The sequence below is a fragment of the Paraburkholderia flagellata genome, assembly GCF_021390645.1.
Taxonomy (GTDB): domain Bacteria; phylum Pseudomonadota; class Gammaproteobacteria; order Burkholderiales; family Burkholderiaceae; genus Paraburkholderia; species Paraburkholderia flagellata.
The window spans coordinates 1,523,816-1,543,739 of the sequence record NZ_JAJEJT010000002.1; the positions used below are offsets into that span (position 1 = coordinate 1,523,816).

The window sequence follows — 19,924 nt, forward strand, 5'->3', positions numbered from 1 at the left end:
AGGATCACTGGAGCAAGCGCGATGCCTGAGGTTGGGCACACGCTCCCGGTAATCGTATGACGCAGGGATGTTGGCAAACGCGCGCGCTTCGCGATGCGTTACGCCACTTGCGGATGCCAGCCGGCGCGCTGGAACGCCGTGGCGAAGAAGAGCACCTGATAGCGGATCGAGTTCGACCAGTAGGACCACGTATGGCCGCCTGGACGTTCCGCGTAGTCGTGAGGCACACCCAGTTCGACGAGCTTTTCGTGCAGCGTGCGGTTCGACTGCACGAAGAAGTCGCTCACGCCGCAGTCGATGGTGAGCGCGATATGCGCATGCTCGAAGTCCTGCGCACTATCCACGATCGCATTGTTGTTCCAGAACGTCGCGTGCCGCGCGGGATCGCCGAATACGTGATCGATGCCGGGCTCGTCCTCGCAATTGCGCGGATCGACTGCGCCGCTAATGCTGCCGGCTGCACCGAAGGTCTCCTGCCGGTCCAGCGCAATGCGCAGCGCGCCGAAACCGCCCATGCTCAAGCCCGTTATCGCGCGCGCCTCGCGCGTGGCGATCGTGCGGAAATGCGTGTCGATATACGACACGACCTCGCTGCCCACATACGTTTCATAACGACTGCTCCGATCGAACGGGCTGTCGATGTACCAGCTCTCGTGACCGCCGTCCGGCATCACCAGCACCACGTGGAAACGGTCGGCGAGCTTGCCGATGCGGGTGTTCGAGGTCCAGTCGGCATAACTGCCGCCCGAGCCGTGCAGCACGTAGATCACGGGAAACCGCGCGGCGTGGTTGCCGCGCGCGTAGTCGTCGGGCAAGACGACGGTCGCGTCGAACGAGCGCTGCATCGCGGCGCTGGGGATCGAGACGACGCGCGTCTGGTATGCCCAGACGGGTGCACTGAGAAGCAGCGCCAGAACGAACCAGCATGTGCGGACAATAGCCATGAGAAGTCGCTCTTGTGTTGACTGCCACGAAAGACAACTGCTTTCACGGACTCTAACAAGGGCCACTTACAGCCAAATTTCAACGTGCCATACGAATTGTTTGCGAACGCGGGGGAACCCACATGGCGGGATGAAATGCCCGCGCGGGCCATTTTCGAGAGAACCCGCTATCTCACTGAGTCCGCGGCGCAGGCCAACGCTCAATCGCCATTGCGCCGCCTGCGTCGCAGCCGTCCCTCTGGCTCACCCTCATGCAGCAAACCCTTTTGACGCGCCGTGAGCGGATCGGTCAAACACGGCTCGGCGTCGAGTACCTGCTCGAAACGCTCCCACATGCCAGCAGGCGTGTTCGCCGTGCCGACGCGCTTGCCGATCGTGAGCCGGATCTGGTTCGCCCGGCTGATGGTGGAGCGCAGCCGGTGGATTTCCCATAGCAGCCGCAATACGACGGGCAAGGGATGCCGATCGTAGATTTCAGCCAACTCCGCTGCCGTGAGCGGAGGGAAGTGACGATGATCCCGTCCCATTTTCCGCCCCAAAACACTGTATATTTATACAGCCTATCACATGTCAGAATGATTCTGAAGGACGGGACGGAGAGACGACTATGTGCACGAACTACGCCGCCGCACGCCGTGACTACCTCTTCAGGCATTATGGCGTCCTGCCGCCGGACGACCCATGGCGCGACGAGATCTACAAGGACTATGCCGCGCCGGTGATCCGCCGTGCGAGCGCGGCGCCCGAGGCACGCGAAGCCCTGCTCGCGACGTTCGGCATGGTGCCGCGCAAGCACATTCCGCCCGGCGTGAAAGTGTTCGACACGATGAATGCGCGCGCCGAATCGGTGGGGGAAAAGCGCAGCTTCAGCGGCGCGTGGAAAAAACTGCAGCTTTGCCTGATACCCTGCTCGGCGTTTTTTGAGCCGAACTACGAGACCGGCAAGGCGGTGCGCTGGCGCATAGGTCTTGCCGATGGCGCGCCGTTTGCCATTGCGGGCTTATGGCGCGAGTGGGACGAGGGTGAGTCCGGCAAGACGCACTCGTTCACGATGCTCACGGTCAATGCAAACGAGCACCCGCTCATGAAACGCTTTCACAAGCCCGGCGATGAGAAACGTTCCGTGGTGATCGTGCCGCCTTCCGAGTATGACAACTGGCTTGCGAGTCGCTCGATGGATGAGGCGAGGTCATTTCTCAATCTTTACCCGGTGGATGGGATGGCGGCGGAGCCTCAGCCCTTGCCACCGCGCGCGACGCCGAAGCCCGATTCGAGCAGCCCATAACAAACGACCCGGCATAGCCGGGTCGTTTGGCACTCCACGTTAATCAAACAAGCAACGCAAATCAGAAGTTGAAGTTATCGATATTCGAAGCGTCGAACGTCGTGGGCGGCCCGAGAATCACTTCACCGCTCTTGCCGATCGTGCGCTTGCCGAGCTTACCCGCGTCAAAGGACTCGCCTTCCTTGCCCGTGATCGTGCCCGAAGCAAGATTGGCCGCAGCGTACGCAGCCAGATAACCCAGTGCACCCGGATCCCAAAGCTGGAACGCCTTCACGGTGCCGTTCTTCACGAACGCGCGCATCTGGTTAGGCGTGCCGAGGCCCGTCACCGCCACCTTGCCCTTGCTCGGCGACGAAGAAATGTAGCGCGCCGCCGCCGCAATACCAACCGATGTGGGCGCAACGATCGCCTTCAGGTTCGGATACGCCTGCAGCAAGCCTTGCGTTTCGACGAAGGACTTTTGGTCATCGTCATTGCCGTAGGCGATCTTCACGAGCTTCATCTTCGAATACTCGGGCTTCTTCAGTTCTTCCTGCATCCACTTGATCCACGTGTTCTGGTTCGTCGCGTTGGGCGTGGCCGAGAGAATCGCGAACTCGCCCTCGCCGCCCATCAGCTTCGAAACGAGCTGGATCTGGCCGCGGCCAATGCTTTCGGCATTTGCCTGGTTCACGAAGATCTGCCGCCCCTCGGGCGCCGTGTCCGAGTCGAACGTGACGACCTTGATGCCTTGATCCATCGCGCGCTTCAAATACGGCACGAGCGCGTTCGCATCATTGGCCGCGATGACGATCGCGTCCTGGTGCTGCGTGGTGAGCGTATTGATGTACGAGACCTGCGAGGACGCGCCCGCATCCGAAGGCCCGACCGCCTTGCCCTCGCCCTTGAATTCCTTGATTGCGTCCAGGCCGCCGTTATCGGCGATCACCTCGTAGGGATTGTTGATCTGCTTGGGCACGAATGCGATCTTCAGCCCTTCCTTGATGCCGGCCGCATGCGCCGCGACACCGCCTCCCACTAGCAACGCGCACAGCAAGGCCGTGCACACGTGACGTACTGGCTTTTTCATGAATCGTCTCCTCGATGGGTACCGGACGCATCCGGTTGATTGACTGCCTCTTGACTTCCTTGCCCTCTTTCACACCACGTTCAAGCCGCCCGCGCAAGCGCGCGCCGGTCGCGCAGCGTGCGCCAGCGCGCCGCGAGATTCGGAATCAGCACCGAAGCGAGCAACAGCGCACCGGTCACGATCGTGAGCGTTTCGCTCGACACATCGACGAGCGTGAGCGCATTCTTCAGCACACCTACGATCAGGAGCGAGAGCAGCACGCCATACATCGACCCACGCCCGCCAAAAATGCTCACACCGCCAAACAGCACCGCCGCGATCACCGAAAGCTCGAAGCCCTCGCCGTTGTCCCCGCGCGCGCTTGTGAAGCGCAGCGTATAGACAATGCCCGCGAGCGCGCTCATCACGCCCGACATCACGAACAGACGTAGCTTGATCTTCGGCACGTCAATGCCCGAGAACGACGCGGCCGTGCTGTTCGCGCCAATGGCGTAGAGGCTGCGGCCGAATGCCGTGGCCTGCAGCAGTATCGTGAACACGATGGCGCACGCCGCGACGATCAGGAACGGCAACGGAATGAAGGTGCTGCCCAGGTTGCTCATGCCAAAGAGCGTATAGCCCGGCGGAAAGTCGGCGATTGCCTGGTCGCCGAGCAGCACGTAAGCCAGCCCGCGAAAGAGCGCGAGCGTGCCGATCGTCACCGCAAGCGATGGCAGATTGAGCTTCACGATCACGAGCCCGTTGAAGAGGCCCGCGAGTCCGCCCGCCACGAGCACGAGCGCCATTGCGACCGGCATCGGCAAGCCCATGTGCCAGAGCACGCCGAGCAAGGCGCTCGATGCGCCGAGCACCGACGCCACGGAAAGATCGATTTCGGCGGCGACGATGATGAGTGTCATCGGCAACGCCATGAGCGCGACTTCGGAGAGATCGGCGAGCACGTTGCTGATGTTCGCGCCCGTGAGGAACACGGGCGAGAGCACTCGCCCCACCACCAGCGATGCAACGAGAATGATGACGAGCAGCGCTTCCCAGCCAAGCGGCAAGCCGGGTTTGCGCGTGAGCAGCGCGGCGTCGGGTTTCGGGGCGTTCTTAGCCATGGTCGCGTTTCCTCATCATGCGTTTTGCCACAGAGCGGGCGAGCAGCGTATCGGCTGCGATGGCGGCCACGATCAGCGCGCCTTGAATCGCCTGTTCCCAGAATGGCGAGACATGCAGCACCACGAGCGCGACGCTGATCACGCCCAGCACGAGTGCGCCGAGCGTCGCGCCGAGTATCGTGCCCACGCCGCCAGTGATCGCCACGCTGCCCACCACGGCGGCCGCGACCACCTGCAGCTCGATGCCCTTCGCGGTGCTCGCATCCACGGTGCCAAAGCGGGCGAGCCACAGCGCGCCAGCCAGGCCCGCTATCGCCCCGCTGATCAGAAAGCCCGTAGCGACACGGCGCTCCACGTTGATGCCAGCGAGCCGCGCCGCTTCCGGGTTCGAGCCGATCGCGTAGTACTCGCGGCCCGGCCGGAACTGCTTGAGATACACGGAAAGCCCGGCGAGCAGCACGAGCGCGATGAGCGCCAGCACCGGAATGCCGAGCACCGAGCCGGTAGCGAGCCGCGAAAACGCGTCCGGCAGGCTCGTTGCGTTGATCTGGCCGCCATGCACCCACGCGTAATCGGCGCCGCGGAAGATGTAGAGCGTGGAGAGCGTCGCGACGAGCGACGGCACCCGCCCCACGGCCACGAGCAACGCATTGATTGCGCCCGCAACGAGTCCAATGGCAAGCCCCGCGACGAGCGCCACGAGCACGGGCATATGCGGAAACACCACGTAGAGACTGCCCACGCCATAAGCGCTGATGCCGACTGTCGACCCGATCGAGAGATCGATATGGCGCATCAAGATCACGATCGTCATGCCCGCCGTGAGCAAGCTCACGATGGAGACATTGAGCAGCACGTCACGCAGATTCTGCAGGTTGAGGAATTGCGGCCGCGCGAGCGCCGTGCCGCCCACGATCAGCAGCAGGACCACAAAGAGCGTGGTCTCGCGGCTGCGCGCCAGCGCTTCGGCCCACGCGCCCGCGTTGCGTCGCTGTGCGCGCGGCTCGCCGCCGTGCAAGGGATGAGGAGAAGTGGAATGGCGCATCATGCGGCGTGCCCCAGATGGATGTTGGTTTCGCCGAGCGCGGCGCTCATGATGCGCTCTTCGTTGGCGTCGGCACGTGCGATATCGGCGGTGATGCGGCCTTCGTGCATGACGAGCACGCGGTCCGCCATGCCGAGCACTTCGGGCAGTTCGCTCGAAATCATCAGCACGGCCATGCCCTCTTTCACGAGTTCCGCGAGCGCGCCGTAGACTTCCGCCTTCGCGCCCACGTCGATGCCGCGCGTCGGTTCGTCGATGATGAGCACCTTCGGCCCCGTCGCGAGCCACTTGCCGAGCACCACCTTCTGCTGGTTACCGCCCGAAAGCGTGCCCACCGGCGCGTTCAGATCGCTCGCCTTCAGGCGCAGGCGCGTACCCCACTGCCCGGCAAGCTGCACTTCGCGCCCCGTGGAGATGAGGCCGAAGCGCACGAGCCGCCCGAGCACCGTGAGCGACGCATTGCGCGCAATGCTCAGTTCGAGCGCAAGACCTTGCTGACGCCGGTCCTCTGGCACGAGCGCAAGTCCTGCTTTCACTGCGGCGGCGGGCATGCCGGACGCGAGCGGTTTGCCCGCGATCTGAACCTGCCCCGCGTCGCACGGGTCGATGCCGAATATCGCGCGCGCCACTTCGCTGCGCCCCGCGCCCACGAGTCCCGCGAGCGCGACGATCTCGCCTGCGCGCACGTCGAACGATATGTCCTTGAATACGCCGCGGCGCGTGAGGCCGCGCACGCGCAGCATCACATCGCCGGGCTGCACGTCGGCCTTCGGGTAGAACGTGGCGAGGTCGCGCCCGACCATCTTCGCGACGATGTCCTGAGTCTTGAGCGTGGCCGTGGGCGCGTCGAACACCTTGGCGCCGTCGCGCATGATCGTCACGTGCTGCGTGAGCGCGAACACTTCTTCGAGCCGGTGCGTGATGAAGAGGATCGCCACGCCCCGGTCGCGCAAAGTGCGTGCAATCGTAAAGAGCCGCTCGACTTCGGGCAGCGAGAGCGCGGCAGTGGGCTCGTCCATGATGAGCACGTTCGCGTTGAGCGAAAGCGCCTTCGCAATCTCGATCACCTGCTGGTCCGCAATCGATAGGCCGCGCACGAGCCGCTCGGGCTTCAGTTCCACACCGAGCGATTCGAGCAGCACAGCCACTTCGCGATGCATCGTGTCGTAGTCGATGCGGCCCACGCGATCCACAGGCTGACGGCCCATGTAGATGTTCTCCGCAATCGAAAGATCGAAGAACAGTGTGGGCTCCTGATAAATCACCGCGAGGCCGGCGTCGCGCGCCTCCCCGGGTTTCGCGAACGCGCGCGCCACGCCGTCGATGAGCATTTCGCCGCCATCGGGCTGATGCACGCCCGCGAGAATCTTCACGAGCGTCGACTTGCCCGCCCCGTTTTCGCCGAGCAGCGCGTGTACCTCGCCGGGCATGAGCCTCAAGCTGCCGTCGATGAGCGCGCGCACGCGCCCGAACGACTTGCTCGCATTACGCAGCTCGAGCCGCGCAATGTCACCGGCCCTGACTTTTGCTTCTGCTTCCACGGCTGTCTCCATGTCGTTGCGCGCACACTCAAATGCGGTAGATACGTTCAGCGTTGCCGCGAAATAGCGCCGCGCGCTCGCTCTCGCTCGCTCCGCTCACGATCGACGCATACGCATGCCAAAGCTTCGGATAGCCGCCGAACAGGCGGTCAACCGGAAAATTCGAGGCGAACATCGCGCGATCCGCACCGAATGCATCGATCGTTTCCAGCACGTAAGGCCGCAGGCTTTCGACGTTCCACGCATGGTCGAACATCGCCAGTCCGCTGATTTTCACGGCCACGTTCTGGCATGCCGCAAGCAAGCGCAGACCTTCGCGCCACGCGTGGTAGCCCGCCACGCTGTTGCGGTCGACGAACATGCCCGCGTGGTTGATCACGAGTTGAATGCCGGGATGCGCACGCGCGAGTGCGGCCGCCTCTTCCATTTGCGACGGATAGAGTTGCAGGTCGAACGAAAGACCATGCTTTTCCAGCAGCGCGAAGTTCTCACGCCACGTTGTCTCGCGCATGTAGTGCCGGCCCACATAGTCGTACAGCTTGTTCTCGTGGACGTTGAGAATCTGGCGAATGCCGCGCGTGCGAGCAAACGCGGCGTGCGCTTCGAGCACCGCGCTCGCGTTGGGCGCGCTCAGGTCGCAGGCAGCCACGATGGCGTCAGGCAACGCGCGGGCTTCCCCCGCGTTCGCTGCGCTGTCCGCGATCGACTCCAGCCAGCGCGTTTCTTCCACTGGGTCTTCCGGATCGTGATTCGCCTCGACGTGCACGACCTTGAGCACGTCGATGTCTCCGGCCTCACGCAGCAAGTCGCCAGGCAGGTAGTTGTGCTTGAGCTCGCGTGCATCGCCGACGAACGACGTGCCCGGATTCGCGAGCCACGGGTAATGATGCGTATCGAGGTTCCAGAAGTGGACGTGCGGATCGACGACCTGCATGGCATGTTCCTCGCGTGTGCTCATGGCAAATGAAAAACCGGCACGAGTGGCTGTTGCAGCGGTACGTGTTGCGCGTCGGTCTGCATGATGTCGGCCATGTAGTCCCACCATTTGCGCATGACGGGCAACTCGGGCAGCGCGTCCATCGTGTGATCGTCGCGGCGTTCGAGCACGGCGAAGAGATGATGCGTCGCCTCGTCGAGAAAGATGCGGTAATTCTTCACGCCTGCATCGCGCAGCGCGCTCGCAAGCTCGGGCCAGATTTCGCGGTGACGCCGCTCGTATTCGTCCCGCTTGCCGGGATCGAGCTGCATGCGAAACGCAATTGTCTCCATGATCGTGTCTCCGTCCAGCTTTGTTTCGGCGTGCGTATATGCCGCTTATTCGATTTGGGCGCGCGTCGCCTCGGTGTTTGCCCTGGCATCGCAGCGCGCAACGGCACGCGTTTTTACGTGGTTAGCCGCGTTGTGATCCGACTATAATTCCCGCATCGATAGCCAACCAATCCGATGTTGGGATCGGGCGATGCACAAACCGGATCGCTCCATGAATCATCAAACTGCCGTCGTCGCGCTCGTCAACCGGCTCAGATTCAAACATCTCGCCCTGCTCGTCGCGCTCGACGACGCGCGCAACGTTCATCAAGCCGCCGATGCCATCAACGTCGCCCAGCCCAGCGCGAGCCGCATGTTGAGCGACATCGAGGAAGCGTTCGGCTTCCGGCTCTTCGAGCGCAACGCGCGCGGCATGCAGCCCACTGCGCTCGGCGTCGTCACGCTCGCCTACGCACGCCGCGCGCTCGCCGAACTCACGCGCTTTGCCGAAGACCTCGATGTGAAGCGCCGCGGCGGCCACGGGCAGCTCACCGTCGGCGCGATCATGGGCGCCGCGCCCGACTTGCTCGCGCAAGCCGTCGCCACGCTCAAGACCGAACGGCCGCTGTTGCACGTGCGCATCCTCGGCGAAACGAGCGACCAGGTCGTGCAACTGCTGCATCGCCGCGAAGTCGATCTCGCGCTCGGGCGCCTCACCACGCCGCTGCAGCACAACGATTTCAGCTTCGAGCCGATCGCCCGCGAAACGCTCGTGCTCGTCGTGCGCGCGCGCCATCCACTTGCCCGGCGCGAGCAGGTCACGCTCGCGGAACTGATGGACTGGCCGTGGGTGGCGCAGCCCATTACGAGCCCCGCGCGCGAACTCTTCGAAGGCGAACTCGCACGCGCGGGTCTTGGCACGCCCGCCAATCTCACGGAGTCGGCTTCGATCTTCGCCACGCTGCAACTGCTCGAAAGCTTCGACGCCGTGGCCATGCTGCCCGAGCCGGTCGTGCGCGACCATGTGCGTGGCAAGCTGCTCGTCGTGCTGCAGCTCGAAATCGGCAAGAGCCTGCCGGGCTACGGGGTGCTCACGCGCAAGAACGAGCCGCTCGCCGAGCCCGCCGAGCATTTCGTCGGCTTGCTGCGGCGCTTTTCGCAGCCCTTCAAGATGGACGATATCGCTCACGGTGGTTCGCACGCTGCCGCGCTCGCGCCTCATTGATCCGTTTTGATCCGATTGCCCCGGGCTCACTGCAGATTCACGAAGAGCCCGCCATCGACGAGCAGCGCTGCGCCCGTCACATAGCGCGCGCGGTCCGAAGCGAGAAACACCACGCATTCGGCCACGTCCTCGGGTGCGCCCAGCCGCCCCAGCGGAATGCGCTTTTCGAAGTACTCACGCTTGCTTTCGTCGCTCAAATCTTCGGCGTTCAGGTCGGTGGCGATGGTGCCGGGCATCACCGAATTGCAGCGTATGCCAAAGGGTCCGAGCGCAATCGCGCACGACTGCATGAGCGAATGCACACCGGCTTTGGTGGGCGTGTAGTGCGTCTGCATGCCGCCGCCCACGAGCGCGCTGATCGAACTCGTCGCCACGATCGCGCCGCCCGTGCCTTGCTCCTTCATTTGCCGCGCAACGGCCTGGGTCACATAGAACGCGCCGTTCAGGTTCACCCCTATCGTGCGTTCGAGCACGGCGGGCGGCATGTCGAGAAACGAGTGGAACGGGCAGATGCCCGCATTGCTCGCGAGCACATCGACCTTGCCGAAGCGCTCCACCGTCTGGCGCACGAGGTCCACGCCGGTTTGCGGCGCGGCCACGTTGCCTTCCAGTGCAATCGCGCGGCGCCCTAGCCGCTCGATTTCGCCCAGCACCTCGTCGATCGCCGAGCGGCGGCCGTACGAGGCGTCGTTGTCGCCCCAGTAGTTGATCGCGACATCGGCACCCTCACGGGCGCTTGCGATCGCAATGGCGCGGCCAATGCCGCGCGACCCGCCGGTGACGATCACCACTTTGTCCTTGAGCAGCACGTGTTTCTCCTCGTCGCTTTTGATGAGCCTCGATCAGTGCACTTTCACCACGCCTAGTGTGTATAAGGACGCGAAAGTTTGCAGTCCGGATTAAGGCGAACGCCGAAGCCGGGCGCGTCCGGCACCTTGAGCCTGCCCTTCACCGGCACCGGTTCGTCGAGCAGGAGCGGCGTGAACATCGGCACCACCTTGTCGGCCTTCGGCGCCATCATGAGGAATTCCGCGAACGGCGAGTTATGGCGCGTCACGACGAAGTGATAGCTGTACACCGACGAGCCGTGCGGCACGACCAGCACGTTGTGCGCATCGGCGAGCGCCGAGATCTTGATGAGTTCGGTCATGCCGCCGCACCAGTTCACGTCGGGCTGGATCAGGTCGCAGCAGCCCATTTCCAGCAGCATGCGAAAGCCCCAGCGCGTGGCCTCGTGTTCGCCCGTGGAGACCATCATGCCGCGCGGCACATTGCGGCGCAGTTCGGCATAGCCCCAGTAGTCGTCGGGCGGCAGGCATTCCTCGATCCACTTGAGGTCGTACTCCTTCGCGGCCTGGGCGAGGCGCGTGGCATAGCGCACGTCGAGGCTCATCCAGCAGTCGTACATGAGCCAGAAGTCGTCGCCCACGCGCTCGCGCATGGTGGCGAGCAGTTCGAGGTTCTTTCTGAGGCCCTCCTCACCTTCCGCGGGACCGTGCAGGAGCGGCAGCTTGCCGCCAATGAAGCCCATTTCTTTCGCGAGGTCTGGGCGCGCACCGGTCGCGTAGAACATCAGCTCGTCACGCACGGGGCCGCCGAGCAGTTGATACACCGGCTCCTTGCGGATTTGCCCGAGCAAGTCCCACAGCGCGAGATCGACGCCCGAGATCGTGTTGAGCACGACACCCTTGCGGCCATAGTAGAGCGTGGCGTAGTACATCTGATCCCACATCTTTTCGATGTCGGTCACGCGCTGGCCTTCCAGAAAGCGCGCGAGATGCTTCTCGACGATGAACGCGCCAATCTCGCCGCCCGTGGTCACGGCGAAGCCCACGGTGCCGTCGCTCGCCTCCACTTCCACGACGAGCGTGCCGAGCACGTCGATACCGAACGAGCGGCGGCTCTGACGATACTCGGGATAACGCGCCATGGGCGTGGAAATGTGGTCGTCGATCCAGTGGCCGTCGGGTTGATCGTGATAATCGGCGCCGCCGCCGCGCACGGTGAAGGCTCGCACGTGTTTGATGGTTGGCATGGACATGTGACGTAGCTCCTGTGTAGTGGATTAACGCGCGCGCCGCACGGGCGGCTCGAACGACCGGGCCGCCGGCGTTGCGGCGCGCGGCGCGACGATGAGAATGAGCAGCGCGGCGGCAATGCTCGCGAGGCCGAGCAGTTCGAGGCCCGCCGCGTGTGAAGCGAAGTTCCGGTCAGCGGCGGCGCGCAGCATCGGCGCGACGAAACCGCCCAGACCGCCGAGCGAATTGATGAGCGCAATGCCGCTGGCCGAAGCCGCGCCTGCGAGATCGCGCGCCGGGAAGGTCCAGAAGAGCGGCTGCGCAGCGATGAAGCCGCTCGCAGCACAACACAGGCCGAGCATCGCGATGATCGCGCCCGCTGTGCCGCCAAGGCCTCCTGCCAGACCCGAGACCGCAATGCCGACACCCGACATCACGAGCAGTCGCGCAGCCCATGCACGATGACCGCCCACGCGGTCCACACGGCGCGGCACGATCCACGTGAGCGCCACGGCGCACAGCCAGGGCACGGCTGCGAGCAGGCCCACCTTCAAACCCACGGACGCGCCCACGAGCGAGGCCACCTGTTGCGGCAGAAAGAAGATCACGCCGTACACGCTCATCTGGATCAGCGCATAAATGCCGGCATAGGCGAGCACGCGGCGGTCGAATAACGCGGCGAGCGCATCGCGCGGACCGTGCGCGGCGGCCTCGCGCGCATCGAGCTGGATTGCGCTGGACAGCGCGCGGCGTTCATCTGCGCTCAGCCAGCGCGCATCCGTGGGCTTGTCGACGAGATACCAGAAGGCCCACACGCCCACGGCCGATGCAAGGCCGCCTTCCACGAGAAAGAGCCACTTCCAGCCCGCCAGCCCGAAGGTGCCGTGCATGTCGATCAGAAGTCCTGACAACGGGCCGCCGAAGATGAACGCAAGCGGCGCGCCGAAATAAAACACGCCAATGGCGCGCGCACGCGAGGACTGCGGAAACCACTGCGTGAGGTAATAGATGATGCCGGGGAAGAAACCCGCTTCGGCCACGCCCAGCAGGAATCGCAGCACATAGAACGAGGTGGGCGACTGCACCCACGCCATTGCCGCGGAAATCAGGCCCCACGTGACCATGATGCGGCACATCCAGATCCGCGCGCCCACGCGGTGCAGCGCGAGATTGCTCGGCACTTCGAAAAGCGCATAGCCGACGAAGAACACGCCCGCGCCGAAAGCGAATGCCGCGTCCGACAGGCCCGTATCGTGCTGCAGCGCCTTTTGCGCGAAGCCGATGTTCGCGCGGTCGAGAAACGCGAGCACGTACATCAAGAGCAGAAAAGGCAGGAGGCGGCGCATTGCCTTGCGGCAGGCGGCTTCTGCCAGGGTTGATGCCTCGGTCAACATCGATGTCTCCTGTCGGCGCTTTTCTCTTACCACTGCGCCGTTATCGTGTTCCCGCGCGCTCAATCAGGCCCATGCGCGCGGGTCATGCTTCCCGCCTCAATACGTCGCGCGGCCGCCCGAAAGATCGAACACCGAGCCGGTGCTGAAAGCGCAGTCTTCGGTCGTGAGCCACACGATCATCGAAGCCGCCTCGTCCGGCATGAGGAAGCGGTTCATCGGGATCTTCGCAAGCATGTAGTCGATGTGCTGCTGCGACATCGAATCGAAAATCTCGGTCTTGGCCGCCGCCGGCGTCACCGCATTGACGAGCACGCCCTTCGTGGCAAGCTCCTTGCCGAGCGACTTGGTCAGCCCGATGACACCCGCCTTCGATGCACTGTAGTGCGAAGCATTTGGATTGCCTTCCTTGCCGGCCACGGAGGCGATATTGACGATGCGCCCATACCCCTGCTCGATCATGCGCGGCACCACGGCGCGGCAGGTGAGGTAGCTGCCGATCAGATTCACTTCAATCACGCGGCGCCACACGTCCACGGGCAGTTCCCACGTGAGGCCATTGCCGCCCGTAATGCCTGCGCTGTTCACGAGCGCGTGAATCGCGCCGTGTGTCTTCACCGTTTGCTGCGCCGCTGCCTCGACCGAGGCTTCATCGGTCAGTTCGACCTTTACCACCGAAACGTTGCCAAGCTCCGACAATTCGCTGCGCGCGCGTTCGAGCCGTTCAGCGTCGATGTCCCACAGCGCGACCGCCGCGCCCGAACGCAGTGCACGTTGCGCCACGGCATAACCCAGTCCGCGTGCGCCGCCCGTCACCACCATCACGCGATTCTTCAGATCCAGTTGATTCATTGCGCCTGCCCTCCTTGTTCCGCCACGAGGCGTTGCTGTTGTTCGCCGAGCCCGCTCACGCCCAGTCGCATGGTCTGGCCTGCGCGCAGATAGACCGGCTCGGGCTTCTGCCCCATGCCCACGCCCGGCGGCGTGCCCGTCGAGATCACATCGCCGGGCTGCAGGCTCATGAACTGGCTGATATAGGAAACGAGCGTGGCCACGTCGAAAATCATCGTGCGCGTGTTGCCGTTCTGGTAGCGCTTTCCGTCGACTTCGAGCCACATGTCGAGCGCCTGCGGGTCGGCAACTTCGTCGCGTGTGACGAGCCAGGGGCCGAGCGGCGCGAAGGTGTCGTAGCCCTTGCCCTTGTCCCACTGGCCGCCGCGCTCGATCTGCCATTCGCGCTCGGAGACGTCGTTGACGACGCAATAACCGGCCACATAATCGAGCGCGCGCTCGCGCGGCACATTGCGCGCTTCCTCGCCGATCACCACGCCTAGCTCGACTTCCCAGTCGACTTTCTTCGCCCCCGGGGGAATCAGCACGTCGTCGTAGGGGCCAGCGATGGAACTCGTGGCCTTGAGAAAGAGCACGGGCTCCTTGGGTACGGGCATGTTCGATTCGGCGGCGTGGTCGGAGTAGTTCAGGCCCACGCAGACGATCTTGCCGACGTCGCCCACGCAAGGGCCGAGGCGGGTATTGGCGGGAACGAGCGGCAAGGTGGTGAGATCGAGTGCCGCGATTTCACGCAGCACAGCCGCGCCGAGGCGCTTGCCGGCCACCTCCGGAGTGACGCTGGAGAGATCGCGCACGCGCCCCTCGCTGTCGATCACACCCGGCTTTTCAGCTCCCCTACTGCCCCAACGGACCAGCTTCATGCGGTGTCTCCTGATATTGGAATGCGTCGTTGACAGCCAATATAGGTGCGCCGCGATAGCCGAACAATCCGAAAGCCACATGGGGCAATAGCAAAACCGGATCGCGCCCCTTCAAGTGTTATGCGCCATAGGTGCGCAGATAAACAAAAGCCCGCGAACGCCTTGACGTTCGCGGGCTTGGTGCACTGCAACGCGCCTGCGATGCAGGCACGACAGGTGTCAGTGCATCGCGTGCAGGTAATGATAGAGACCGGCCGCAGCCGCGCCGCCGGCGAGCGGCCCGAACACCGGAATCCAGGCATAGCGCCAGTCGCTGTCACGTTTACCCGGAATGGGCAACAGCGCGTGCATGATGCGCGGCGAGAGATCGCGCGCCGGGCTCATCGCATAGCCAGTCGGGCCGCCGAGCGAAATGCCGATGCCGAGCACAAGCAGGCCCACGGGCAGCGCATCGAGCGCGCCGAGTCCCACCTGCGGCGAAGCCAGATAGAGCACGCCGAGGATCAGCACGAAGGTGCAGATCGCTTCCGTCAGCACGTTGTGCCGCTTGCTGCGAATGGCGGGTGCCGTGCAAAACACCGCGAGCTTGATATCCGGATCGGCTTCGTTTGCGAAATGCTGTCGATACGCGAGCCACACGAGCAGTGCGCCCGCCATGCCGCCGAGCATTTGCGCCGCGATATAACCGCCAACCTTCGACCACGCGAACTTGCCCGCGAGCGCGAGGCTGATCGTCACGATGGGGTTGAGGTGCGCGCCGCTGAACGAGGCCGTCACGTAGACCGCCACGAACACGGCCATCGCCCAGCCCATCACGATGACGATGAGGTCTGCGCCCTTGCCCTTCGTTTTCGCGAGCAGCACGTTTGCCACAGCGCCGTTACCTAGCAGCACGAGAATGGCCGTGCCGATGAATTCCGCAATATAGGGTGACATGATTGTCGTTGTCTCTCTCTGCCCGCGCGGTGCATGCGCACGTGGCGCATGCGATCCCGCTTCGGGTTATGTTAATTAGTTATGCTTGGAAATAGAAAAACGGATTGCGCGGCTCAGTGTGAGTCGTCCGCCCAGGCCTTGGCCGCACGCACCGCACGCTGCCAGCCCGCGCGGCAGGCGTCGACCTGCGCGGATTTCATCGACGGCGCGAAGCGCCGGTCGAGCTTCCACTGGCTCTGCAACTCGCCCACGTTCTGCCAGTAGCCCGTTGCGAGGCCTGCGAGATAGGCCGCGCCGAGCGCCGTGGTTTCGGTGATCCTCGGGCGGACTGCGTCCACGCCGAGCAGGTCGGCCTGGAACTGCATGAGCAGATTGTTCGCGCTCGCGCCGCCGTCCACGCGCAACTCGCCCACGCTGATGCCCGAATCCGCTTCCATCGCGGCCAGCACGTCGAGCGACTGGTATGCGATCGAATCGAGTGCCGCGCGCGCGAGATGCGCCGAGGTCGTGCCACGCGTCACGCCGAACAGCGTGCCGCGTGCGTGCGCGTTCCAGTGCGGCGCGCCGAGGCCCGCGAAGGCCGGCACGAGGTACACGCCATCCGTATGCGCCACGCTCGCGGCGAGCGCCTCGATTTCCGGCGCGCTCTTGATGATCCCCATGCCGTCGCGCAGCCACTGCACCACCGCGCCCGCAATGAAGATGCTGCCTTCGAGCGCGTAGTTGACCTCGTCGCCGATCTGCCAGGCAATCGTCGTCACGAGGTTGTTCTTCGACTCGATGGGCTTCGTGCCCGTGTTCATCATCAGGAAGCAGCCCGTGCCGTAGGTGTTCTTCACCATGCCCGTGCTCGTGCACATCTGGCCGAACATCGCGGCCTGCTGGTCACCCGCGATGCCGGCCAGCGGAATCTTCGAGGCGAACACCGTGGTCTTGGTGGGACCATAAATTTCGGATGACGAACGGACTTCAGGCAGCATGCTGCGCGGAATTTCGAGCGCGTCGAGCAGCTCGTCGTCCCATTGGCGCGTGTGAATATTGAAGAGCATGGTGCGCGACGCGTTCGTCACGTCGGTCACGTGCAGTTCGTGCTTCGTGAAGTTCCACACGAGCCAGCTGTCCACGGTGCCGAACGCGAGCTTGCCTTGACGAGCCTTTTCGCGCGCACCGGGAACGTTGTCGAGAATCCAGCGTATCTTGGTGGCCGAGAAGTACGAATCGATCGGCAGGCCGGTCTTCGCGCGCACTTTCTCTTCGAGACCGCGCGCCTTGAGCGAGTCGCAGAAGTCGGCCGTGCGGCGGTCCTGCCACACGATGGCGTTATAGATGGGATGGCCCGTTTCCCGGTCCCAGACGATCGTCGTCTCGCGCTGGTTCGTAATGCCGATCGCGGCGATGTTGGTGCCGTTCATGCCTGCACGCGTGACGGCCTCGGCGGCCACGCCGGCCTGCGTCGACCAGATTTCCTGCGGATCGTGCTCGACCCAGCCAGGCTGCGGATAAATCTGCTCGAATTCCTTCTGGGCGATCGAAACGATGTTGCCCTGGCGGTCGAAAAGCATGGCGCGCGAACTCGTGGTGCCCTGGTCGAGCGCAAGAATGTACTGTTCCTGCATGTCTCTCATCTCCGTGTGTACTAGTTGTGATTACGCGCCGCGGGGAACGGCGCGTGGGGGTCCGTGCATGGTGTTACGTAAAATCGCTTGCGTGGTGATGCCGGCGAACTTCAGTGCTGCGCGGTCGCCGTCGCGCTTGTTGCGGCAAACCAGTGATCGATTGCGGCGGCCACGCCATTGAGCGTGCCCGGTGCGACATGCAGGCCCAGCTTGGAGCGGCGCCACAGCACGTCTTCGGCGCGCGTGGCCCATTCGGCGGCGCGCAGGTAGCGCAATTCGGCCTCGTAGATGCCAGGCGCGACTTCGGCGCCGAGGTCCGCAAGCGACTGCGCGTTGCCCACGAGACGCTCGGCGCGCGTGCCGTACGCGCGCGCGTAGCGGCGCGCAAGTGCGGCAGGCAGCCACGCATGGCGCTTCGCGAATGCCTGCGCAAAGGGCTCGAAACGCGCGTTCGCGATATCGCCGCCGGGCAACGGCGCACCCGCTGTCCACGAAGGCGCGGCATGGTCGAGCGCGCGGCACAGCATGTCCGAAGCTTCTTCCGCGAGCTTGCGGAAGGTCGTGATCTTGCCGCCGAATACCGAAAGCAGCGGCGCGCCAGGGGTTTCGTCGAATTCGAGCTTGTAGTCGCGCGTGACGGCGGACGCATTCTCCGCACCCTCTTCCTCGAGCAGCGGACGCACGCCCGAGTAGGTCCACTGCACGTCGGCGGGCGAAATCTTGCGCTTGAAATAGCGGTTGATCGACTCGCACAGATAGCGCGTTTCGTCGCCGTCGATCGACACCTTCGCGGGGTCGTTGTGATACTCCACGTCGGTCGTGCCGATGAGCGTGAAGTCATGCTCGTACGGAATCGCGAAGATGATGCGCTTGTCCGGGTTCTGGAAGATGTACGCGTGGTCGTGATCGAACAGGCGCTTCGTCACGATGTGGCTGCCCTTCACGAGCCGCACGCTGTGTTGCGCACCGCGCCCGAGCGCGCCGTGCAGCACCTCGCCCACCCACGGGCCGGCCGCGTTGGCGATGGCGCGCGCGCGCACGTCGAAGATGCTGCCGTCCGGGCGGCGCAGGAGCGCCTGCCATTCGCTGTGCGCACCGTTCGCGGCATTCGTGCGCACGGCGGAAACCAGCTTCGTGCGCGTGAGGATTTGCGCGCCGCGCTCTTGCGCGTCGAGCGCGTTGAGCACGACGAGGCGTGCGTCGTCGACCCAGCCGTCCGAATACACAAAGCCGCGCTGGATCGAATCGATGAGCGGCTCACCCGCCGCATGACGGCGCATGTCGATGCCGCGCGAGCCCGGCAACAGTTCGCGCTTCGCCAGATGATCGTAGAGGAACAGGCCCATGCGAATGAGCCACGCGGGACGCAGGTTCGGCATGTGCGGCATGACGAAACGCAGCGGCCACATGATGTGGGGCGCCGCGCGCAGCAACGTTTCGCGCTCCTGCAGCGCCTTGCGCACGAGCCCGAATTCCTTGTACTCGAGATAGCGCAGCCCGCCGTGGATCAGCTTGGTGCTGGACGACGAGGTATGCGAGGCGAGGTCGTCCTGCTCGCAAAGGAGCACCGACAACCCGCGGCCGGCCGCGTCGCGCGCGATGCCCGCGCCGTTGATCCCGCCACCCACGACGAGCAGATCGTACCGGTTCTGTTGAGTCACCCTGCTGTGTCCCTGAAAGAAAAACGAACCTCGGAATGTTCGAATTCGAAATTTATCGAACATGAACGAAAAAGTAAAGGTTCGAATTTGCAAATCAACGGGCGAAAGGCGAGCGTAAACGAACATGCTTTGAACGTTCGCGAGGCGCGAATGAAAACGGGGCGCTCGCGCGTTCCCACGAGGCAACGCGCCGGATTTCAGATCGGAAATGGAGAAAATGCGCAGACGACGCGCTCAGATAAAGCGCGTCCGAAAATCCCGCGGCTTACGCCGCGACGTGAACCTGCGTGCCTGCCGCCAGAACCGCCTCGTTCATTTCTTCGGGCAACGGCTGGTCGGTGAAGAGCGCGTGAACCTGGCTCAGATGTCCCTGGCGCACGAGCGCCGGGCGGCCGACCTTCGAATGGTCGGCGACGAGGTAGACCGTGCGCGCATGCTCGATGATGGCCTGCGCCACGCGCACCTCGCGCGTGTCGAAGTCGCGCAGCGTGCCGTCGGTCTCGATGGCCGACGTGCCGATGATCGCGTAATCCACCTTGAACTGGCGGATGAAGTCGATGGTGTGCTCGCCGACGATGCCTTTGTCCCAGGGGCGCACGACGCCGCCCGTGATCATCACTTCGCAGTCGGGATAGCCGCTCATCAGGCTCGCGACGTTGAGGTTGTTCGTGACAACGCGCAAGCCCCGATGATGATTGAGCGCGCGCGCGACTTCCTCGGTCGTGGTGCCGAGGTTGATGAAGAGGGATGCCTGATCGGGAATGTGCTGGGCCGCGAGCGCCGCAATACGGCGCTTCTCCTCATGGAACATTTGCTGCCGCGCGCTGTACGAAACGTTTTCCGAACTCGTGGGCAAACTCGCGCCACCGTGATAGCGGCGCAGCAGATTCATGTCGGCGAGCCAGTTCACGTCGCGCCGGATGGTCTGCGGCGTGACGTCGAAATGCGAGGCGAAATCGTCGACCGTGACGAAGCCGTCACGTTGCACCCATTCGAGCATTTCCTGCTGGCGCGCGTTCAGGGTGAGGCGAGGATCTCGTGTCATTGGCTCGTTCGGCGGACGTATGAGGACTTGGCCTATTGTAAAGGCTCGTCCACCTGAATCAGGAGAAAGCCGATTCGCGCAATCGAGG

General features: G+C 64.0%; 19 protein-coding genes. 2 read left to right on the top strand and 17 right to left on the bottom strand.

Annotated elements, in window-relative coordinates:
- Positions 1 to 98: 98 nt before the first annotated feature.
- Together L0U83_RS21110 and L0U83_RS21115 are read right to left on the bottom strand one after the other, a co-directional pair.
- Positions 99 to 944, bottom strand: coding sequence for an alpha/beta hydrolase (locus L0U83_RS21110; RefSeq protein ID WP_233885989.1), 846 nt, complete (start codon positions 942 to 944; stop codon positions 99 to 101).
- Positions 945 to 1,144: 200 nt separating this feature from the next.
- Entirely contained in the window at positions 1,145 to 1,471 is a 327-nt protein-coding gene (locus L0U83_RS21115; RefSeq protein WP_233885990.1) for a hypothetical protein, read from the bottom strand.
- An 80-nt stretch (positions 1,472 to 1,551) separates the two neighbouring features.
- On the opposite strand from L0U83_RS21115, the gene L0U83_RS21120 reads away from it, so the two are divergent.
- Positions 1,552 to 2,229, top strand: coding sequence for an SOS response-associated peptidase (locus L0U83_RS21120; protein WP_233885991.1), 678 nt, complete (start codon positions 1,552 to 1,554; stop codon positions 2,227 to 2,229).
- A 61-nt stretch (positions 2,230 to 2,290) separates the two neighbouring features.
- Here L0U83_RS21120 and rhaS read toward each other — a convergent pair whose 3' ends face one another.
- From rhaS to rhaM, 6 genes are all read right to left on the bottom strand, one after another.
- Positions 2,291 to 3,298 carry a rhamnose ABC transporter substrate-binding protein gene (rhaS, locus tag L0U83_RS21125; protein ID WP_233885992.1) on the bottom strand — a complete coding sequence of 336 codons (1,008 nt, stop codon included), beginning with the start codon at positions 3,296 to 3,298 and terminating at the stop codon, positions 2,291 to 2,293.
- A gap of 80 nt (positions 3,299 to 3,378) precedes the next feature.
- On the bottom strand, positions 3,379 to 4,398 hold the full coding sequence (locus L0U83_RS21130) for an ABC transporter permease (RefSeq protein WP_233885993.1): 1,020 nt from the start codon (positions 4,396 to 4,398) through the stop codon (positions 3,379 to 3,381).
- Complete coding sequence (locus tag L0U83_RS21135; RefSeq protein WP_233885994.1) at positions 4,391 to 5,446, bottom strand: ABC transporter permease; 1,056 nt, start codon at positions 5,444 to 5,446, stop codon at positions 4,391 to 4,393. The genes L0U83_RS21130 and L0U83_RS21135 overlap by 8 nt, the downstream gene beginning before the upstream one ends.
- Positions 5,443 to 6,984: a sugar ABC transporter ATP-binding protein gene (locus tag L0U83_RS21140; RefSeq protein WP_373321074.1), complete on the bottom strand. Its 1,542-nt coding sequence runs from the start codon at positions 6,982 to 6,984 to the stop codon at positions 5,443 to 5,445. Before L0U83_RS21140 ends, L0U83_RS21135 begins: the two co-directional genes overlap by 4 nt.
- Positions 6,985 to 7,012: 28 nt before the next feature.
- Positions 7,013 to 7,918 (bottom strand): amidohydrolase family protein, encoded by a 906-nt coding sequence (locus L0U83_RS21145; RefSeq protein ID WP_233886595.1) that lies wholly within the window; start codon positions 7,916 to 7,918, stop codon positions 7,013 to 7,015.
- A gap of 20 nt (positions 7,919 to 7,938) precedes the next feature.
- Positions 7,939 to 8,253: an L-rhamnose mutarotase gene (gene rhaM / locus L0U83_RS21150; protein ID WP_233885996.1), complete on the bottom strand. Its 315-nt coding sequence runs from the start codon at positions 8,251 to 8,253 to the stop codon at positions 7,939 to 7,941.
- A 211-nt stretch (positions 8,254 to 8,464) separates the two neighbouring features.
- Between rhaM and L0U83_RS21155 the strand changes: the two genes are divergently transcribed.
- Positions 8,465 to 9,457: a LysR family transcriptional regulator gene (locus tag L0U83_RS21155; protein WP_233885997.1), complete on the top strand. Its 993-nt coding sequence runs from the start codon at positions 8,465 to 8,467 to the stop codon at positions 9,455 to 9,457.
- A 26-nt stretch (positions 9,458 to 9,483) separates the two neighbouring features.
- Here L0U83_RS21155 and lra1 read toward each other — a convergent pair whose 3' ends face one another.
- The 9 genes from lra1 to L0U83_RS21200 all read right to left on the bottom strand — a co-directional run bounded on the left by lra1 (position 9,484) and on the right by L0U83_RS21200 (position 19,836).
- The gene (gene lra1, locus L0U83_RS21160; protein ID WP_233885998.1) at positions 9,484 to 10,266 is read right to left on the bottom strand and encodes an L-rhamnose 1-dehydrogenase Lra1; all 783 of its coding nucleotides are present in this window, start codon (positions 10,264 to 10,266) and stop codon (positions 9,484 to 9,486) included.
- Positions 10,267 to 10,319: 53 nt separating this feature from the next.
- Complete coding sequence (gene rhmD, locus L0U83_RS21165; RefSeq protein WP_233885999.1) at positions 10,320 to 11,498, bottom strand: L-rhamnonate dehydratase; 1,179 nt, start codon at positions 11,496 to 11,498, stop codon at positions 10,320 to 10,322.
- A gap of 24 nt (positions 11,499 to 11,522) precedes the next feature.
- A complete protein-coding gene (locus L0U83_RS21170) occupies positions 11,523 to 12,869 on the bottom strand; it encodes an MFS transporter (RefSeq protein ID WP_233886001.1) in 1,347 nt (448 codons plus the stop codon).
- Between the two features lie 96 nt (positions 12,870 to 12,965).
- Positions 12,966 to 13,718: an SDR family NAD(P)-dependent oxidoreductase gene (locus L0U83_RS21175; RefSeq protein ID WP_233886003.1), complete on the bottom strand. Its 753-nt coding sequence runs from the start codon at positions 13,716 to 13,718 to the stop codon at positions 12,966 to 12,968.
- A complete protein-coding gene (locus L0U83_RS21180; RefSeq protein WP_233886005.1) occupies positions 13,715 to 14,578 on the bottom strand; it encodes a fumarylacetoacetate hydrolase family protein in 864 nt (287 codons plus the stop codon). Before L0U83_RS21180 ends, L0U83_RS21175 begins: the two co-directional genes overlap by 4 nt.
- Positions 14,579 to 14,797: 219 nt before the next feature.
- Entirely contained in the window at positions 14,798 to 15,514 is a 717-nt protein-coding gene (locus L0U83_RS21185) for an MIP/aquaporin family protein (RefSeq protein WP_028203061.1), read from the bottom strand.
- 113 nt (positions 15,515 to 15,627) lie between these two features.
- Positions 15,628 to 17,130 carry a glycerol kinase GlpK gene (gene glpK / locus L0U83_RS21190; protein WP_233886007.1) on the bottom strand — a complete coding sequence of 501 codons (1,503 nt, stop codon included), beginning with the start codon at positions 17,128 to 17,130 and terminating at the stop codon, positions 15,628 to 15,630.
- Between the two features lie 110 nt (positions 17,131 to 17,240).
- The gene (gene glpD / locus L0U83_RS21195; RefSeq protein ID WP_233886009.1) at positions 17,241 to 18,791 is read right to left on the bottom strand and encodes a glycerol-3-phosphate dehydrogenase; all 1,551 of its coding nucleotides are present in this window, start codon (positions 18,789 to 18,791) and stop codon (positions 17,241 to 17,243) included.
- A gap of 265 nt (positions 18,792 to 19,056) precedes the next feature.
- On the bottom strand, positions 19,057 to 19,836 hold the full coding sequence (locus L0U83_RS21200; RefSeq protein ID WP_233886011.1) for a DeoR/GlpR family DNA-binding transcription regulator: 780 nt from the start codon (positions 19,834 to 19,836) through the stop codon (positions 19,057 to 19,059).
- Between the last annotated feature and the right edge of the window lie 88 nt (positions 19,837 to 19,924).

Coding starts and splice junctions, on each gene's coding strand:
- L0U83_RS21110 (WP_233885989.1), bottom strand. CDS start 944: ATGGCTATTGTCCGCACATGCTGGTTCGTTCTGGCGCTGCTTCTCAGT.
- L0U83_RS21115 (WP_233885990.1), bottom strand. CDS start 1,471: ATGGGACGGGATCATCGTCACTTCCCTCCGCTCACGGCAGCGGAGTTG.
- L0U83_RS21120 (WP_233885991.1), top strand. CDS start 1,552: ATGTGCACGAACTACGCCGCCGCACGCCGTGACTACCTCTTCAGGCAT.
- rhaS (WP_233885992.1), bottom strand. CDS start 3,298: ATGAAAAAGCCAGTACGTCACGTGTGCACGGCCTTGCTGTGCGCGTTG.
- L0U83_RS21130 (WP_233885993.1), bottom strand. CDS start 4,398: ATGGCTAAGAACGCCCCGAAACCCGACGCCGCGCTGCTCACGCGCAAA.
- L0U83_RS21135 (WP_233885994.1), bottom strand. CDS start 5,446: ATGATGCGCCATTCCACTTCTCCTCATCCCTTGCACGGCGGCGAGCCG.
- L0U83_RS21145 (WP_233886595.1), bottom strand. CDS start 7,918: ATGCAGGTCGTCGATCCGCACGTCCACTTCTGGAACCTCGATACGCAT.
- rhaM (WP_233885996.1), bottom strand. CDS start 8,253: ATGGAGACAATTGCGTTTCGCATGCAGCTCGATCCCGGCAAGCGGGAC.
- L0U83_RS21155 (WP_233885997.1), top strand. CDS start 8,465: ATGAATCATCAAACTGCCGTCGTCGCGCTCGTCAACCGGCTCAGATTC.
- rhmD (WP_233885999.1), bottom strand. CDS start 11,498: ATGTCCATGCCAACCATCAAACACGTGCGAGCCTTCACCGTGCGCGGC.
- L0U83_RS21170 (WP_233886001.1), bottom strand. CDS start 12,869: ATGTTGACCGAGGCATCAACCCTGGCAGAAGCCGCCTGCCGCAAGGCA.
- L0U83_RS21175 (WP_233886003.1), bottom strand. CDS start 13,718: ATGAATCAACTGGATCTGAAGAATCGCGTGATGGTGGTGACGGGCGGC.
- L0U83_RS21180 (WP_233886005.1), bottom strand. CDS start 14,578: ATGAAGCTGGTCCGTTGGGGCAGTAGGGGAGCTGAAAAGCCGGGTGTG.
- L0U83_RS21185 (WP_028203061.1), bottom strand. CDS start 15,514: ATGTCACCCTATATTGCGGAATTCATCGGCACGGCCATTCTCGTGCTG.
- glpK (WP_233886007.1), bottom strand. CDS start 17,130: ATGCAGGAACAGTACATTCTTGCGCTCGACCAGGGCACCACGAGTTCG.
- L0U83_RS21200 (WP_233886011.1), bottom strand. CDS start 19,836: ATGACACGAGATCCTCGCCTCACCCTGAACGCGCGCCAGCAGGAAATG.